This window comes from Chryseolinea serpens, from assembly GCF_900129725.1.
GTDB classification, from domain to species: Bacteria; Bacteroidota; Bacteroidia; order Cytophagales; family Cyclobacteriaceae; genus Chryseolinea; species Chryseolinea serpens.
Window position 1 is genome coordinate 852,367 of the sequence record NZ_FQWQ01000002.1, and the last position, 15,362, is coordinate 867,728.

Annotated in this window: 12 protein-coding genes; 3 read left to right on the top strand and 9 right to left on the bottom strand. The window is 53.4% G+C overall.

Annotation, left to right across the window (positions count from 1 at the left end):
* Positions 1-5: 5 nt before the first annotated feature.
* From rpsI to BUB30_RS17500, 7 genes are all read right to left on the bottom strand, one after another.
* Complete coding sequence (rpsI, locus tag BUB30_RS17470) at positions 6-392, bottom strand: 30S ribosomal protein S9 (protein ID WP_073136412.1); 387 nt, start codon at positions 390-392, stop codon at positions 6-8.
* Between the two features lie 3 nt (positions 393-395).
* Complete coding sequence (rplM, locus tag BUB30_RS17475) at positions 396-839, bottom strand: 50S ribosomal protein L13 (RefSeq protein WP_073136413.1); 444 nt, start codon at positions 837-839, stop codon at positions 396-398.
* Between the two features lie 278 nt (positions 840-1,117).
* On the bottom strand, positions 1,118-1,837 hold the full coding sequence (locus BUB30_RS17480; RefSeq protein WP_073136415.1) for an RluA family pseudouridine synthase: 720 nt from the start codon (positions 1,835-1,837) through the stop codon (positions 1,118-1,120).
* 1 nt (position 1,838) lies between these two features.
* The gene (locus tag BUB30_RS17485) at positions 1,839-4,049 is read right to left on the bottom strand and encodes a S9 family peptidase (protein WP_073136417.1); all 2,211 of its coding nucleotides are present in this window, start codon (positions 4,047-4,049) and stop codon (positions 1,839-1,841) included.
* 23 nt (positions 4,050-4,072) lie between these two features.
* A complete protein-coding gene (locus BUB30_RS17490; protein ID WP_317044202.1) occupies positions 4,073-5,119 on the bottom strand; it encodes a sensor histidine kinase in 1,047 nt (348 codons plus the stop codon).
* A gap of 90 nt (positions 5,120-5,209) precedes the next feature.
* Positions 5,210-5,899: a response regulator gene (locus BUB30_RS17495; RefSeq protein ID WP_073136421.1), complete on the bottom strand. Its 690-nt coding sequence runs from the start codon at positions 5,897-5,899 to the stop codon at positions 5,210-5,212.
* Positions 5,900-6,062: 163 nt separating this feature from the next.
* Positions 6,063-7,112 (bottom strand): aminopeptidase, encoded by a 1,050-nt coding sequence (locus BUB30_RS17500; RefSeq protein WP_084138203.1) that lies wholly within the window; start codon positions 7,110-7,112, stop codon positions 6,063-6,065.
* Between the two features lie 371 nt (positions 7,113-7,483).
* Between BUB30_RS17500 and recA the strand changes: the two genes are divergently transcribed.
* Positions 7,484-8,530 (top strand): recombinase RecA, encoded by a 1,047-nt coding sequence (gene recA, locus BUB30_RS17505; RefSeq protein ID WP_073136423.1) that lies wholly within the window; start codon positions 7,484-7,486, stop codon positions 8,528-8,530.
* A 66-nt stretch (positions 8,531-8,596) separates the two neighbouring features.
* Here recA and BUB30_RS17510 read toward each other — a convergent pair whose 3' ends face one another.
* Together BUB30_RS17510 and BUB30_RS17515 are read right to left on the bottom strand one after the other, a co-directional pair.
* The gene (locus tag BUB30_RS17510; protein WP_073136425.1) at positions 8,597-11,881 is read right to left on the bottom strand and encodes an amidohydrolase family protein; all 3,285 of its coding nucleotides are present in this window, start codon (positions 11,879-11,881) and stop codon (positions 8,597-8,599) included.
* Positions 11,882-12,032: 151 nt separating this feature from the next.
* Entirely contained in the window at positions 12,033-13,298 is a 1,266-nt protein-coding gene (locus BUB30_RS17515) for an ABC transporter permease (protein ID WP_073136427.1), read from the bottom strand.
* 202 nt (positions 13,299-13,500) lie between these two features.
* On the opposite strand from BUB30_RS17515, the gene queA reads away from it, so the two are divergent.
* The gene (gene queA, locus BUB30_RS17520) at positions 13,501-14,547 is read left to right on the top strand and encodes a tRNA preQ1(34) S-adenosylmethionine ribosyltransferase-isomerase QueA (protein ID WP_073136429.1); all 1,047 of its coding nucleotides are present in this window, start codon (positions 13,501-13,503) and stop codon (positions 14,545-14,547) included.
* Between the two features lie 81 nt (positions 14,548-14,628).
* Positions 14,629-15,309: a 2-C-methyl-D-erythritol 4-phosphate cytidylyltransferase gene (locus BUB30_RS17525; RefSeq protein ID WP_073136431.1), complete on the top strand. Its 681-nt coding sequence runs from the start codon at positions 14,629-14,631 to the stop codon at positions 15,307-15,309.
* Positions 15,310-15,362 lie beyond the last annotated feature (53 nt).

Genomic DNA, 15,362 nt, shown 5'->3' on the forward strand with positions numbered 1-15,362 from the left:
ATCGATTAACGCTTGCTAAACTGGAATTTCCTTCTTGCTTTTCTTCTACCCGGCTTCTTGCGTTCTACCATACGGGAGTCGCGGGTCATGAAGCCTTCCTTGCGGAGGGTAGGTTTGTTTTCGGGGCTGATCACTACCAGCGCCCGCGCAATGCCTAAGCGCACGGCTTCGGCCTGTCCTGTTATGCCACCGCCTTCTACATTCACAGTAACATCGTAGCTGGCCTCCAGTTTCAATGCTGCCAAAGCTTGTTTCACCAGGGTCTGGTGAATTTCGGAAAGGAAATATTCCTTCAGCTCGCGGTCGTTTATTTTGATATCTCCTTTGCCTGGCTTTACATAAACCCGTGCAATGGAGGTCTTTCTTCTACCGATGGTGTTAACAATCTGCATGTATCAGAACTTTATTTCTTTTGGTTGTTGCGCTGTGTGAGGGTGCTCTGCTCCGGCGTAAACGTGGAGGCTTCTGTAAAGCTCGCTGCCCAGTCTGTTCTTCGGAAGCATACCGCGAACGGCATGTTCGATGAGGCGCTCAGGGTGCTTGGAACGGATCATTGTGGGCGTATGCTCACGTTGTCCACCGGGATAGCCCGAGTGCGTGAACAGGACGCGGTCGGTCCATTTCTTGCCGGTCATTCTTACTTTCTCGGCGTTGATAACGATAACATTGTCACCGCAATCTACGTGCGGGCTGTAGCTGGCTTTGTGCTTTCCACGAATGATGTGGGCAATCTGGCTCGCTACGCGACCGAGAACCTGACCGTTTGCATCAACCACGACCCAGCCTTTTTCTACTGTGGCTTTGGTTGCGTAGGCTGTTTTATAGCTATTATGATCCATTTTTATTGATATAAACTAAATTAAATACACTACCCCCTTCAAAAAGGGACACAAAGGTAAATCGCTATTATCTGAAATGCAAGCCGATCCCAGTTTTTTGAGAACTCTCCTACCATCTCCTTTCAGGGATTCTGCCCAATAACGGGCTGTTTATGAAGGTTTTTGGTGGCGGGGGTACAAATTTAAAAAGACCCCCGAAATTCTGAAAATATTGGCCGCCCTTAAAATCCAAAACCCCGAACCACCCTCGTTTTTCGACGATCCTGCGAAATATCCGACTAGTTATTCAGGTCCAGTTGCCGGATCAACGCATGCATGTCCTTGGGATAGGGCGCTTCGATCCGGTGCTCTTTTTCTGCTAAATCGTTGAATGTCAGCGAAAACGCGTGGAGGGCCATCCTTTTCATAAAAGGCTCCTCGTCGGTGTCCTTTTTCAGGTTAAAACCGCGTTTCACCTGCGAAAGAAAAAAGGGCTTGCCTCCATACATCTCGTCGCCGCTAATGGAAGCGTGCAGCGAGGCCAGGTGCACCCGGATCTGGTGCATGCGGCCCGTAATGGGCTGACATTCCACCAGCGTATGCTGTTTGTAGGGCTTTAACGACGTGAAATAGGTCTGCGCGGGCTTGCCTTCGCGACGGCTGAGCTTTACCACACCATCGTCCTGCTTTAAAATGGGAATATCCACCAACAGGTGGTCAAAGTTATGGATGCCGTCCACCAAGGCATGGTACACCTTCGACACCCGGCGTTTCTCGAATTGGATGCTCAGGTGGCGATAGGCTTCCGGGTTTTTGGCAATGGCCAGCACACCCGACGTGTCCTTGTCGAGGCGGTGGCCCACTTGTGCTGTTTCCACGTGTTCGCGAGCCAATCCCAACAGGTTCACCTTCTCGTGTCGGTCTTCCAGTGTGGAGAGGAAGGGTGGTTTGTTCACCACCACAAAGTCGTCATCCTCGAAAAGAATGATCTCTTCAAATTTTATTTTCGATGATTTCATCTCAGTTCGTGGTGCTGGAGGCTGCCGGCGGTTCGGGGTGGTGCGCATAGCGCTCAAAAAACTCGATCACACGCAGCAAGTGGTCCATCATTCTTCCAGGATTGCCGCTGCGGGTGAGCTCGTGGCCTTCCTTGGGATAGCGGATGTATTCCACCGGTTTGCCCTGGATCTTCAGACTCTTGTAGAGCATTTCCGATTGGACCACACCCGTGCGCAAATCCTGGTCGCCGTGGATGATCAGGAACGGCGTGTTGATCTTGTCCACATAGGTCAACGGCGACTCGGCATCAAGTAGTTTTTTTGTTTCCGGTTGCCAAGGATATCCCCCGAAATAGTCGGGCACAAGGCGCCAGGCATTGCCTTCTCCCATAAAGGTGGTCAGGTCATAGACACCGCGCTGGGCATTGGCGGCTTTGAAACGATTGTCGTGGCCGATGAGCCAGGCCACCATGTAGCCGGCATAGCTTCCGCCCTCCACAAACAACTGATCTTTGTCGATCCAGGGATGTTGTTGCCCGGCATCTTCCAGCGCCGCCAGGATATCGCCGGCAGGGCCTGCTCCCCAGTTCTTAAAGTTTCCGCGTTTGAAGGCGTCACCATAACCACCGCTGCCTCGCGGGTTGCAAAACACGACGCCATAGCCCCAAGCGGCTTCCAGTTGGAATTCGTGCCACATGCTGAACGCCGAAGGTCCCCACATGGCCGTGGGGCCACCGTGAATGTTCAGGATGGTGGGATATTTCTGGCCGTCTTTGCGGCCTACAGGTTCGAGCACCCAATACTGCACCTTCACGCCATCGGGGCGGGTGATCCAGTATTCTTTCGGGAAGATGAGTTTTTTGCCACCGATCCAAGCCGTGTTCAACTTCGTGATCTGGGTGGTGGTTTTGTCTTTCAGGTTGAGGGTATAGACCTCCCAGGGACTGCCGGTTTCGGTTTGAGCATACACGATCTTTCCGGCCTTCACCGTAAAGTTCATCACACCTTTGTCGTCGCCGATAACCTGCACCGGGGTGGCGCCGGCCTTCGCCGGAAGGCTGTACAACGGAACGTCGCCATCGGATTCTGCATTGAAATAGATGGTTTTTCCATCGTCCGACCACGACAGGGATTGTATGTCGCGATCAAAACCCTGTGTCAGGTTGAGGTATTCGCCGCCGGTGGCGGGAACAACCCCGATATCATTCTGCCTTCCCATGAATCCTTCGGTGGTCCCGATGATGAAGGAAATGGATTTTCCATCGGGAGCGTATTCGGGATTGCTGATCGGGTGGCCGTCTACTTTCAAAAGTTCTTTCAGGTTCTTGCCATCGGCATCCAGCGTCCACAGGCTGCTGTTGCGGGTGTAATCTGGGGCCGTGGTAAGTTTCCAGGAGTTGCAGATAATGGTTTTGCCGTCGATGCTCCAGTCGGCGTTGTTAAAGATTTGGTAGCCTGTGGTGATCTGTTTGGCTTCGGCGCCGGCCTGGGCTGGGACCACAAACAGGTGAGTATATTTTTCTTCGGCTTCCAGGTCTTGTTCGTCCTGCAAGTCGAGGCGGGTCAGCACGCGGGGATTTTTTTCGCTGGCGTTCTTGGCCAGCCAGGCGCGCACTTCCGTCAAGGATCCATCCGGGGTTGACCGGGTGTTCTTTTTCTCGTCGTCCTTCATCAGTTTCCAGGCGGGTTCGTCGCGTTGCTTGCGGCCCGGTCTTTCATAGGTCCAGGGCACCTCGCCATCGACGGCGCTGAAGGGCATCGCGGATGAGAACAGGATGCTTTTTCCATCGGGCGACCAGATGGGGCGGCTCGCGCCGTATTTCACTTTCGTGATGGAATAGGCCTCACCGCCGGTGAGGGGCAAGATCCAGATCTGGGCTGCATCGCCATCGGCACGGACAAACGCCAGCGATTTGCTGTCGGGTGACCACGCCGGCTGGCCGTCGCGACGGTCGCCAAAGGTGAGTTGCACGGGGTCTTTCTTGCCGGTGGGGTCCAGCAGGTAGAGGTGCTGGGTGTAGTAATATTCCGTATTGCCGTTGGTGGTGTTGGTTTTTGTGGCTTTGCGGGTGACGGACGCCACCACACTCTTTCCGTCGGGCGAGGCCGAAAGCTGGCTCGCGGTGGCAATTTTCATGAGATCGGAGGCCACAATGGGCGTCTTTTCCTGGGCGTGCGCCGCCGCGGCAACGGCAAACAGGAAAAGGGTAAAAACGCGTTGAATACGATGCATAAGTTAGGTTAATGAGTTCGGTTTCAGTTCTTTGCTGCTTCGGTCTCGCCACCTTCCAGCGGCTTAACACGCGGCAATTTAAAACTAAAAGTCGAACCCTTGCCAGGTGTGCTTTCCACCTCGGCCTTGGAGTTGTGGCCGTCCAGGATGTGTTTCACAATGGCGAGGCCTAACCCCGTACCTCCTTTTTCGCGACTGCGGCTTTTGTCGACGCGGTAGAAACGCTCGAAGATGCGGGCCTGGTGCTCCGGGGCGATGCCTTCGCCCGTATCGGAGATGTTGGTCACGATATTTTTTTTGCTGATGTCGAAGCTGACCTTTACCTCACCCCCATCGAAACTGTGTTTGATGGCGTTGGAGACCAGGTTGGTCATCACCTGGTTGATGCGTTGCCAGTCGGCATACACCAGTACTTTGCGCGGCGAGCCTTCGATGGACAGCTTGATCTCTTTGCGGTCGGCTTTCTCTTCAAACTGTTCAAAAATTTCTTCCGTGAGTTTATAGAGGTCGATGTTCTCGAAATGCATTTTGATCTGACCGGTCTCGATGTGCGAGAGGGTGAGCAGATCCTGTACGAGCATGTCCAGACCGTCGAGACTTTTGGCGGCTTTCTTGAGAAATTTTGTGCGCACCGTTTTGTCGTTCACGGCGCCGTCGAGCAGCGTGTGCACAAAGCCCTGGGCCGCAAAGATTGGGGTCTTCAACTCGTGCGAGACGTCGGCGATGAACTCGCGGCGGAAGGCTTCGAGTTTTTTCAGTTCGTCAATTTCCTTTTGCTTGAGTTCGGCAAACGAGTAAATCTCCTCGTTGATGGTCCGCAGCGGATTGAGGGGGGCCGATTTCTGTTTGTCGATGCGGGAGAGCTCTTTCTTTTTCAGTTTTCCCATCAGCTTGTACACTTTGTCAAGCTCGCGGAAAATGAGGAACTCGAGGACCACAAAAATCAGGATATAAGATACCGAGAAGCTGATGCCAAACGCGACGAAGAGGGCGCTCAGGTCAACGCTTTTGAAAAGCGACAGGAATAAAGACGTGATCAGGGCGATGCAGAGTGCCAGCAAAAGGGCCATTCCCCGTGAACTGTAAACCATGCTGTAAGGTAGTCGATAGTTTTTAGTTTCCCTTGGCTTAACCCCTGCGGTAGTGTGGAAATGCGGTGCTTAGTTCAGGCTAAACTTATATCCCACCCCTTTCACGGTGGTGATATAATCCTCCCCGATCTTTTCGCGCACCTTCCGGATGTGGACGTCCACGGTACGGGCCAGCACATAGACATCGGAGCCCCAGATGTTTTGGAGCAGGTCTTCGCGGCTGAACACCTTGTTGGGGTTTTGGGCCAGGAAGTACAGCAACTCGAATTCCTTTTTGGGGAGATTGATCTCGCGGCCGAGGATGTTGATGGTATAGCTGGTGCGGTCGATGGTGAGATCGCCGATGGTGATGGTGCTGGTGGGCGATGATTTCTTGGAGTCGCGGCGGAAAAGGGCGCTGATGCGGCTCATGAGGGCCCGGGGTTTGATGGGCTTGTTGATATAGTCGTCGGCTCCCACGTCGAAGGCGGCCACTTCGGAATATTCTTCGGAGCGGGCCGTGAGGAAGACCACGAATGTTTTCTGAAGTTCGGGAATGTCGCGCAGCAGGCGGCAGGTTTCGACACCGTCCATTTTGGGCATCATGATGTCGAGCAACACGAGGTCGGGAACAAACTTGCGGGCGATGTCCACTGCCCGGGTGCCGTCAAGAGCCGTCTTTACTTCGTAACCGCTTTTTTCGAGGTTGTATTTCAGAAGCTCCAAGATCGGCTCTTCATCATCAACGACAAGCACTTTGTGCATTTGCTTGTTTCCCATAGTTTTCACTCTTTGGTACAAAATTAGCCATAAAAGAGGGCATTAAAAACGCGCTCATCTTTCTTAACAATTCCTTAACCGGTCGCTCTTTTCCGTAACATTCAAACGCTCCTCTTCGGTTTTAAAGTTCCGTGAGCGGTAACGTAGCCAGGTTCTCCGAGCTTCAGAGGAACGGGTATTTTTCAGAGAGAAATTTGATGTAGGCCTTCAAATCGCCATGGAAACGTGTGCGCCATTCATCGCCAAAGATGTCCTGCTTGGCCTGGTATTGTCTGAAATTCATGAAATAGGCATTATTGGGCAACCGGTCCTTGTAGCGTTGACTGGGCCGGGACGTCAATGCCAGGGAAAGCGTGTCGAGGTTGAAGACAATGCGGCGGATCTCGTTTTCCTTCATCATCCGCTTATAGGCCAGGGAATCGGATTTTTGAAAGGTGCTATAAAGACTATCCAACGCCAGGGCGCCGCGCAGCATGTGGTCGACGAATTTGAGATAATCTTCGTCCTCGTCCATGTAGGTGCGGTATTCCTTCCCCTGGAGGCCGTATTTGTCGATGAGGAATTTTTCCGTGCCGCGGTCGCCGATGAAGGTGGCGAGGTTTTCGTTGAACTCGATGCTGTCTTTCACAAAAATGGTGGCGTGCGACATTTCGTGGATGATGAGGTTGGCCAGGTCGCCCTCGGACCGGTTCAGCATTTTGCTGAGGATGGGATCGGTGAACCACCCCAGCGTTGACCATCCACCCGGATTCCGGATGATGACGTCATAGCCTTCCGCCTCCAGTTCCTTTTTCAGGGCCAGGGCCTTGGCCTTGTCGAAGAATCCCTTGTAGGGCACCGCGCCCACCACGGGAAACGTCCACTCCTTGGGTTTGAGTTGGAACGGTTCGCAGGCCAGCACCACCCACATCACCTCCTCGCCTTTTTGGTCGTAGAGGGTTTTGTAGTTCCTGGTGTCTTTCAAACCGAGCGAATCGATCGCGTATTTGCGCACTTCTTCGATGAGGTGGAGTTGTGCTTTGAGCGAGTCCGGGAATTGAGGATCGGTCAGGAATTCCTCCACGGGCCGGGCATTCCACACGATGTGCCATTGGCCATAGCCTTGTTCGGCGCCATAGCGCACCAGGTCCCAGAAGGCTATCACCAGGACGGTGATCACGGCCAGCAGACCCAGGAGTGTCCACTTGATTATTTTACCAACGCGCTTTCGCATCTATTCGGAGAGTTTGTGTCCAAGATCGCTTCATCTTTGACGTAGAACGGGTTTAAACTCAAAGGTCATTATCGGATCAACCCTGCAATATAAACGGTTTGGAGAATTATTACTGGCATTCCTGAAAAACGTCAACTCCTTGAAACAAATTTGCTTAGCTACATCGCCTTAAAGCAAAGCAAACATCAATGCATTTTTTCTGTTGATATACTTGCGCATCGCGTTTTTAAATTAGGGCCAGAGTCGTAATTTCACCGGTCTGTAAACGTTTGGCAAGTTGGCCGTAACCCTGAGGGAGTTATCTGAGTTTAACTCCACGTTTATCCTGCTACCCCAAATCATTTTTGTAACTATAAACACGAACGATAGAGATGACTGACGCAAAAGAAAAATTGAAGGCGCTTCAATTAACCCTCGACAAATTGGATAAGACCTACGGCAAAGGAACGGTCATGAAACTGAGCGACGACAAGATTGCCGACGTCGCTGCCATTTCCACCGGTTCGCTGGGGCTGGACATTGCCCTGGGTATCGGTGGAATTCCCCGCGGAAGAGTGACGGAGATTTACGGCCCGGAATCGTCGGGTAAAACTACGCTAACCCTGCACTGTATCGCCGAAGCCCAAAAAGCCGGCGGTTTGGCGGCCTTCATCGACGCCGAGCACGCTTTCGATAAAGCCTACGCCGAAAAGCTAGGCATCGATACCGAAAATTTATTGATCTCCCAGCCCGACAACGGCGAGCAAGCCCTAGAGATCGCCGACCACCTGATCCGCTCCGGCGCCATCGACATTATCGTGATCGACTCCGTAGCGGCCTTGGTACCCAAAGGTGAATTGGAAGGCGAAATGGGCGAAAGCAAAATGGGTCTTCAGGCCCGCCTGATGTCGCAAGCCCTGCGCAAGCTCACCGGCACCATCAGCAAAACCGGCTGTGCCTGCGTTTTCATCAACCAGTTGCGCGAAAAAATCGGCGTGATGTTCGGAAACCCCGAAACCACCACCGGTGGTAATGCCCTGAAATTCTATGCTTCAGTGCGCCTCGACATTCGCCGCATTGGTCAGATCAAAGAAGCTGCCGACGATATCACCGGTAACCGTGTAAAGGTGAAAGTGGTGAAGAATAAAGTTGCTCCCCCCTTCAAAGTGGTGGAGTTCGACATTATGTATGGCCGCGGCATTTCCAAGTCGGGCGAGATCGTCGACCTGGGCGTTGAATTGAATGTGATCCAGAAATCCGGTTCATGGTTTTCCTACAGCGGCAACAAACTCGGCCAAGGCCGCGACGCCGTGAAGCAATTGATCGAAGACAATCCAGAACTGATGGAGGATTTGGAAAAGAGGATCAAAGAGAAACTTGCAGGTCCTGAAGCCGCGAAGGTTTTGGAGAGCAAGGAATTGAAGGAAGTAAAGGATTAATTATTACACTATCCCAAATAAAAAACCTCCAGGGAACACCTGGAGGTTTTTTGTTGACTTTAAATTTTAGTGCATGGTCTGACAGCTGCAGTGCAACGACTGGAAGCTGTGCGTTTCTTCATGCCAGGGGAAATTCTGGCTGTATTTGTTTTGTTCCCAATAGAATTTTTTGCGCGGCGTGGTGTAGTTGCCGGTTTCGTTCAGGGTGTTGGCATCGTAGACACGGCCGTTGATGACGGTGTACACCAGTGTGTTTGAGTTCGCGATATCGTCGAGGGGATTTTTGTCCAACACGATAAGGTCGGCGAGCTTGCCGGCTTTGAGCGAACCGATCTGGTCGTCCATGCCCAGGTAGGCGGCGCCGTTGATGGTGGCGGAATGCAATGCCTCCAGGGGTTTCATACCACCTTGCACCAGCATCCACAATTCCCAATGTGCACCCATGCCTTGCAACTGGCCGTGTGCGCCGAGATTGATCTTCACACCAGCATCGCTCAGGGTCTTGCAGGCGCGCGACGTGAGCATGTGGCCATTCTCATATTCCTTGGGAGGTACCATGGTGCGGTGACGCGACCGTGCATCGATGATGCCGCGCGGCGTGAAGGTGAGCAGCTTGGTGTTTTCCCACACGTTGTTGTTTTGGTAGAAATAATATTCGCCGGTGAGGCCGGCATAGTTCACGATGAGCGTGGGTGTGTAGCCGGTCTGGCTGTTTTTCCAAAGCGTGATCACATCGTTGTAGAGCGGTGCCACGGGGATGTTGTGTTCGATGCCCGTGTGGCCGTCCATGATCATGCTGATGTTGTGATAGAAAGTAGATCCTCCCTCGGGAACCACTTCGATGCCCAGCTCGCGCGACGCCTGGATGATCTGCTGGCGCTGTTCGCGGCGGGGTTGGTTATAGCTTTTCACCGAGAATGCACCAAAAGCTTTTGTCCTGCGGATGGCACTGCGGGCGTCGTCGAGGCTGTTCACTACGGCTTTGAAGTCGCCATCGGCGCCATAGAGGATCACACCCGTGGAGAACACGCGCGGGCCCATCATGTTGCCGGCTTTGATCATTTCGCTTTGGCTGAAGATCATTTCCGTGTTGGACGACGGGTCGTGCGCCGTGGTCACACCATAGGCCAGGTTGGCAAAATACTCCCATTGCTGTTGCGGGCTGAGGCCATAGCGGAAGTTGCCCAGGTGGGCGTGCACGTCGATGATGCCGGGCATGATGGTCTTGCCTTTGGCGTCGATCACTTTCGTCCCGGCGGGTATGGTGACTTCGCCGGTCTTGCCGAGGGCTTCGATCTTGTTTTTGTTGATGATGATGGTGCCGTCTTCGATCACAGCGTCGCCTTCCATGGTGATGAGGCGGGCGCCGGTGAAGGCCACGCGACCGTCGGGTGTGTTCGATTTTATTTTGAGACCGATCTTGATGCCGGTGGTGTCAACCGGTGGCAAGGTGTCGGGTGCACCGGCCAGGAATTTGAAGCGCTTGTTCAGGTCGTTGCCAAAGTATTCTTCGCCGAGCGTCCAGAAAACTTTTTTGCTGTCGCGCGACCAGTGCAGGCTAATGCCGGCGTCGCGGGAAAGCTGGGTGACGGGAAAGCCGGTTGATTTAGAGTCAAGGTCGATCGTTTGACCAACGGCCGGCATGGCGGCTACGAATGCTTTGTGGAGTTGTGTGAAGGCGATCCATTTTTCATCGGGGCTAGGCACGAGGCGGTTGGCATATTTGGACGTGACCAGTGTGCGCTCGTCGCCTCCATCGAGGCGAACGCTCTTCAGCGTTTTAGTGAGGTCACCAAAAAGATAGCCGCCGGTCTGGTAGAAGATGCGCGTACCGTTGGCGTTGAACTGGGGATATTCTCCCTGCGACACGATCCGTTTCATCTCCCCTCCTGCCACGGGCATCCAATAGAGGCCTGGATTTTTTGTGTAGGTGTAGCCCTGGTGATCGTTGCCTTCTTCTTTGGCAAAAACAAGCTTGCTGCCATCGGGCGAAAAGGCGGGTGTGCGGTAGATCCCTTTTTCAGTGGTAACTTTTTTTGGCGCTGCACCTTTTGTTTTCAGGTTCAGCGTGTAGATGGCGCCCGATGTTTCGTCGCCCCAGGTCACGTAGGCAATGTCGTTGCCGTTTGCTGAGAAGGCGGGTTCAAACTCAAGATCTTTGGAGGCCGTGAGGCGTTGGGGCGCGCCGTTGGGGAGCTCTTTGCGCCAGAGGTATCCCACGGCATTGAAGAGCAACGTTTTTCCGTCGGGCGATGTCACGGCATGGCGGATGGCCTTGCTTGTAAATTCATCCGCGAAGGCGGCGTTCTTGAAATGCAAGGCTTCTGATATCTTCAGCGTGGCCTCCACATGGAAAGGAATGTCGGTCACTTTTTGAGACGCTACGTCGATACTTTTGATCTTTCCTTTCGACCAGATCACAATCGCGGCATCGTTGGGTGTCCAGCTGAAGCCGGGATATACGCCATAGATGGCCCAGGCTTCCTGTTGATCTTTGTTGAGGTCGTCATAGATAGGCCACTCCTCTCCTGTTTTCAGGTCGTGGATGTAGAGCACCGACTTCTCGCGCACACGCTTCACGAAGGCCAGCTTCGATCCGTCGCGCGACACCTGCGGACGGGCGGCGCCGCCGGGGCCACCCGTTAGCACTTCCGTTTCGCCTTTTTGAAAATCGTAGCGCTTGATGACATAGATCTGGCTGTTGGGGTCTTTGTTGTATTGGAAGAATCCCCCGGGATACATGTCTTCGCTGAAATACAGGTAGTGGCCGTCGGGAGAAACGGAAGGTTCGTTCACGTCCTGCTGGTCGTTCTTGCGTTTTGTCAATTGGAGGCCTGTGCCACCGGAGATGTGATACATCCACATTTCGCCGGCGCCCAGGGAGCGTTGCGAGGTGAAGTGCTTGCGGGCCACGAGGTAGTTGCCATCGGGTGTCCAGCTCACGTTGTTGAGCAGGCGAAAATCTTCTTTGGTCACCTGGTGCGCATCGCTGCCGTCGCGTTTCATCACCCAGATGTTGTCACCTCCGCCGGCGTCGCTGGTGAAGGCGATGAATTTTCCGTCGGGGCTAAAGCGGGGTTGTACTTCCATAGGCAGGCCACTGCGCAGTGCTTTGGCATTGCCGCCCTGGATGGGGAGCGTGTAGATGTCGCCCAGCAAATCGAAGACGATCTCTTTTCCGTCGGGGCTCACGTCAACGTTCAGCCAGGTGCCTTCGTCGGTGGTGAGCTTGATCTCTTTGGTGTGGGCGGCGGCGGGGGGTGTGGCCACGTCCCATTTTTTGTCTTTGTCTTGTGCCCATAACGGCAAACATCCTCCGAGGAGGACGAGGAGGGTAAACCATATTTTCATTCGGATAGGGTTAATGAGTTACTGGCTTGAAGATAGAAAAGGTTGGGGAGGATTCAAGGAGATCGTTCGCCCAGGCATCCGGCAAGCCAATAAAAAAAGAAATCCCGGAAGGTCATTCCGGGATTCAAATGCTTTTAAATTTTTAACAGCGCTAGTTTGCGCGAATGGCCAACACAGGATCCAATCGTGCAGCCAGGGCGGCCGGTATGATGCCGGATATCAAGCCAATGGCGGAGGAGACGCCGAGGCCCAGCGCGATATTCTTGATCGTGAGCGTCACCACCAGGGTTCCCATGGGAATGAAGGTGATGAGGAAGACGAGGAACAATCCCGCGAGCCCTCCGATCAAGCTCAGGAAGATGGCCTCGAACAAAAACTGGAAGAGAATGAAGTAATTTTTTGCACCCAATGATTTTTGCAGTCCAATGATGCTGGTGCGTTCCTTCACCGACACAAACATGATGTTGGCGATGCCAAAACCGCCCACCAAAATCGAGAAGCCCCCGATGATCCAGCCGGCGATGCCCACGATGTCGAAGAGTTGGCCGATCACGCTGGCAATTGCTTCGGGGCGGTTCATGGCAAAATTGTCTTTCTCATCGGGCTTCAACCCGCGGCGTGTGCGGAGAATGCCCCGGGCTTCGTTCTCCAGTTCCACCAGGCCCACATCGGACTCGTAGCCTTTCAAGCCGATGCGCGAGGTAATTTCTTGTGGGAGGCCGGTGCCGGTTTGGTAGAGTCTCCGGAAGGACTGATATGGAACGAAGGCCATGTAGTCCTTGCTGGGTGTGCCCAGGAAGCTCTGGCCCTCCTTGCGAAGAACACCGATCACGGTGTATTTCAGGTCTTTGATCTTGATCAATTCGCCGATCGGTTCCTTGCCGTTGACGAATAAGGCTGCGGCAACTTCATTGCCGAGGATGACCACGTTGCGTCCCGATCCAATCTCTTCGGGGGTAAAATATCTACCCTTGTCGATGTTTATGTCCTGGACCGCATCATAGCCCTCGCTGCCCCCCAGCAGGCGGATCTGGCTGATGCTGTTGTTGCCGTATTTCAGGACGACGTTGCCCTTGATGGCGAAAATGGCCATGCTGCTCTCGTGCTTGAGGTTGGCCTGCAAAAATTTAAATTCGTTATAGGAGGCGTTGGGCCGGTTCCAGAAATCCCACCATCGGTATTCGCCGTCGGCGTCGGCTATGAAAGGCCATTTTTCGACATAAATAACCCCTGTACCGAGGAAATTGAGGCTGTCTTTTATGTTTTTCTCCAGCGAGTCCACGATGGTGAGCACGGCAATGATGGCAAAGATGCCGACGGTTACGCCCAGCAACGACAGGATCGTGCGCAACACGTTCGATTTGAGCGCCCTCCAGGCGAAGCGAAAACTCTCGTAGATCTGGGCTAAGGTCTTCATTCAGGAACTTTTAACGCGGTTAGTAGACTTTGGGTTTGTCGGCAATTTTGTGCTCGAATTACGCCCTATAGACTTAAAAACCGCTTTTTTGTTACACTCTTTAAAAAAGAGGGGTCTTTTGTCGAAAAGGGCAATTCTTGACTTATTTTTGCCCCTCATAAAAAAATTTACCCTTTATTGGGCTCCTTTTGCTTTCACGAATATGAAGTTATCAGAATTCAAGTTTGAACTCCCGAACAATCTTATCGCCCTCGACCCTGCCGAAAACAGGGATGAATCGCGCCTGATGGTGGTGCATAAGGATACTGGCAAAATCGAGCACAAGATCTTCAAAGACGTGGTGGAGTATTTCAAGGAAGGCGATGTGATGGTCGGCAACGACACCATGGTGTTCCCCGCACGCCTCTATGGACGCAAGGAAAAGACCGGCGCCAAGATCGAAGTGTTCCTGCTTCGCGAGCTCAACGCCGAAATGCATTTGTGGGATGTGCTGGTAGACCCTGCCCGCAAGATCCGTGTAGGCAATAAACTCTATTTTGGCAATGGCGACCTGGTGGCCGAAGTGATCGACAACACCACTTCCCGCGGCCGCACGATCCGCTTCCTGTTCGACGGCGACTCTGCCGCGTTCGACAAAGTGGTGGAGACCCTGGGCGAAACCCCGCTGCCTAAATATATCAAACGCAAGATCAAACCCGAAGATAAAGAGCGGTTCCAAACCATCTTCGCCAAACACAAAGGCGCGGTTTCGGCCCCTACCGCCGGCATGCACTTTACACGCCAGTTGCTGAAGCGCCTGCAGATCAAAGGCGTGGACATGACCTATGTGACGCTGCACATCGGCTTGGGAACCTTCCGTCCCGTGGATGTTGAAGATCTCACCAAACACAAGATGGATTCCGAGAATTTTATCGTGGGCCAGGAGGCTGTTGATATCGTGAACAAGGCGCTCGACAATAAAAATCACGTGTGCGCCATTGGCACCACAACGATGCGGGCACTGGAATCGGCCGTGTCGGCCACGAACCGCCTGAAGGCCCGCGAAGGCTGGACGGACAAGTTCATCTTCCCGCCCTACGACTTCAAGATCTGCAACGCCATGATCACCAACTTCCACATGCCCGAGTCGACATTGCTCATGATGGCTTCCGCTTTCGCGGGATATGACCTGGCGATGGAGGCTTACAAGGTGGCCAAGAAGGAGAAGTATAAATTCCTGACGTATGGCGATGCCATGCTGATCATCTAACTACGGTTTTGTTTGTTTGTTCATAATTCGGGGATCGTGCTCAGTCACGATCCTTTTTTGTTTTCTTATTTTTAGGAGATCATGAAAGAATACGCCCTCATCGTCGCCGGTGGCAAAGGCACGCGCATAAAAAGTAGCACGCCAAAGCAGTTCCTGGAATTGGATGGCAAGCCGGTGTTGCTGCACACGCTCGAGGCGTTCTATCGCTACAGCGAAAACATCCACATCATCCTTGTGCTCCCCGCCGACGACTTTGCCACCTGGGAGATGCTGTGCACTCGTCACAAGTTCCATAAACCTTTAATTCTCCAGCGCGGGGGTGATTCCCGGTTTCAATCCGTAAAGAATGGACTGGATAAAATCGACGGCGACGGGTTGGTGGCGATCCACGATGGCGTGAGGCCGTTGATCCACGAAGACATTATTGGCGCTTCGTTCCGGCTGGCGGCCGTCCATAAATCGGCGGTGGCGGCGGTGAGGCTGAAGGAATCGATCCGGATGACGGACCAGGACACGACCAAGGCCATGGACCGGTCGCGGTTCCGGCTCATCCAGACGCCACAGACCTTCCAGGTCGATCTCATCAAAAAAGCCTATTCCCTGAAAGAAGACGACACCCTCACCGACGATGCCAGTGTGGCCGAACGGGCGGGACATGCCATTTCCTTGTTCGAGGGGAGCTATGAAAACATCAAGATCACCACGCCCGAAGACCTGGTGGTGGCCGAGGCCCTGCTGCGGTCCCGTAAAGGGCGGGGCTAGAAAAGACAAAAGCCGGCTATCGCCGGCTTTCCTGTTATGGTTGTCTCCAGAGG

Bases quoted from the DNA above. Each gene is read 5' to 3' on its own strand.
- BUB30_RS17515 (WP_073136427.1), bottom strand. From the start codon at position 13,298: ATGAAGACCTTAGCCCAGATCTACGAGAGTTTTCGCTTCGCCTGGAGG.
- recA (WP_073136423.1), top strand. From the start codon at position 7,484: ATGACTGACGCAAAAGAAAAATTGAAGGCGCTTCAATTAACCCTCGAC.
- BUB30_RS17495 (WP_073136421.1), bottom strand. From the start codon at position 5,899: ATGGGAAACAAGCAAATGCACAAAGTGCTTGTCGTTGATGATGAAGAG.
- BUB30_RS17500 (WP_084138203.1), bottom strand. From the start codon at position 7,112: ATGCGAAAGCGCGTTGGTAAAATAATCAAGTGGACACTCCTGGGTCTG.
- queA (WP_073136429.1), top strand. From the start codon at position 13,501: ATGAAGTTATCAGAATTCAAGTTTGAACTCCCGAACAATCTTATCGCC.
- BUB30_RS17510 (WP_073136425.1), bottom strand. From the start codon at position 11,881: ATGAAAATATGGTTTACCCTCCTCGTCCTCCTCGGAGGATGTTTGCCG.
- BUB30_RS17490 (WP_317044202.1), bottom strand. From the start codon at position 5,119: ATGGCCCTTTTGCTGGCACTCTGCATCGCCCTGATCACGTCTTTATTC.
- BUB30_RS17525 (WP_073136431.1), top strand. From the start codon at position 14,629: ATGAAAGAATACGCCCTCATCGTCGCCGGTGGCAAAGGCACGCGCATA.
- rplM (WP_073136413.1), bottom strand. From the start codon at position 839: ATGGATCATAATAGCTATAAAACAGCCTACGCAACCAAAGCCACAGTA.
- BUB30_RS17480 (WP_073136415.1), bottom strand. From the start codon at position 1,837: ATGAAATCATCGAAAATAAAATTTGAAGAGATCATTCTTTTCGAGGAT.
- rpsI (WP_073136412.1), bottom strand. From the start codon at position 392: ATGCAGATTGTTAACACCATCGGTAGAAGAAAGACCTCCATTGCACGG.
- BUB30_RS17485 (WP_073136417.1), bottom strand. From the start codon at position 4,049: ATGCATCGTATTCAACGCGTTTTTACCCTTTTCCTGTTTGCCGTTGCC.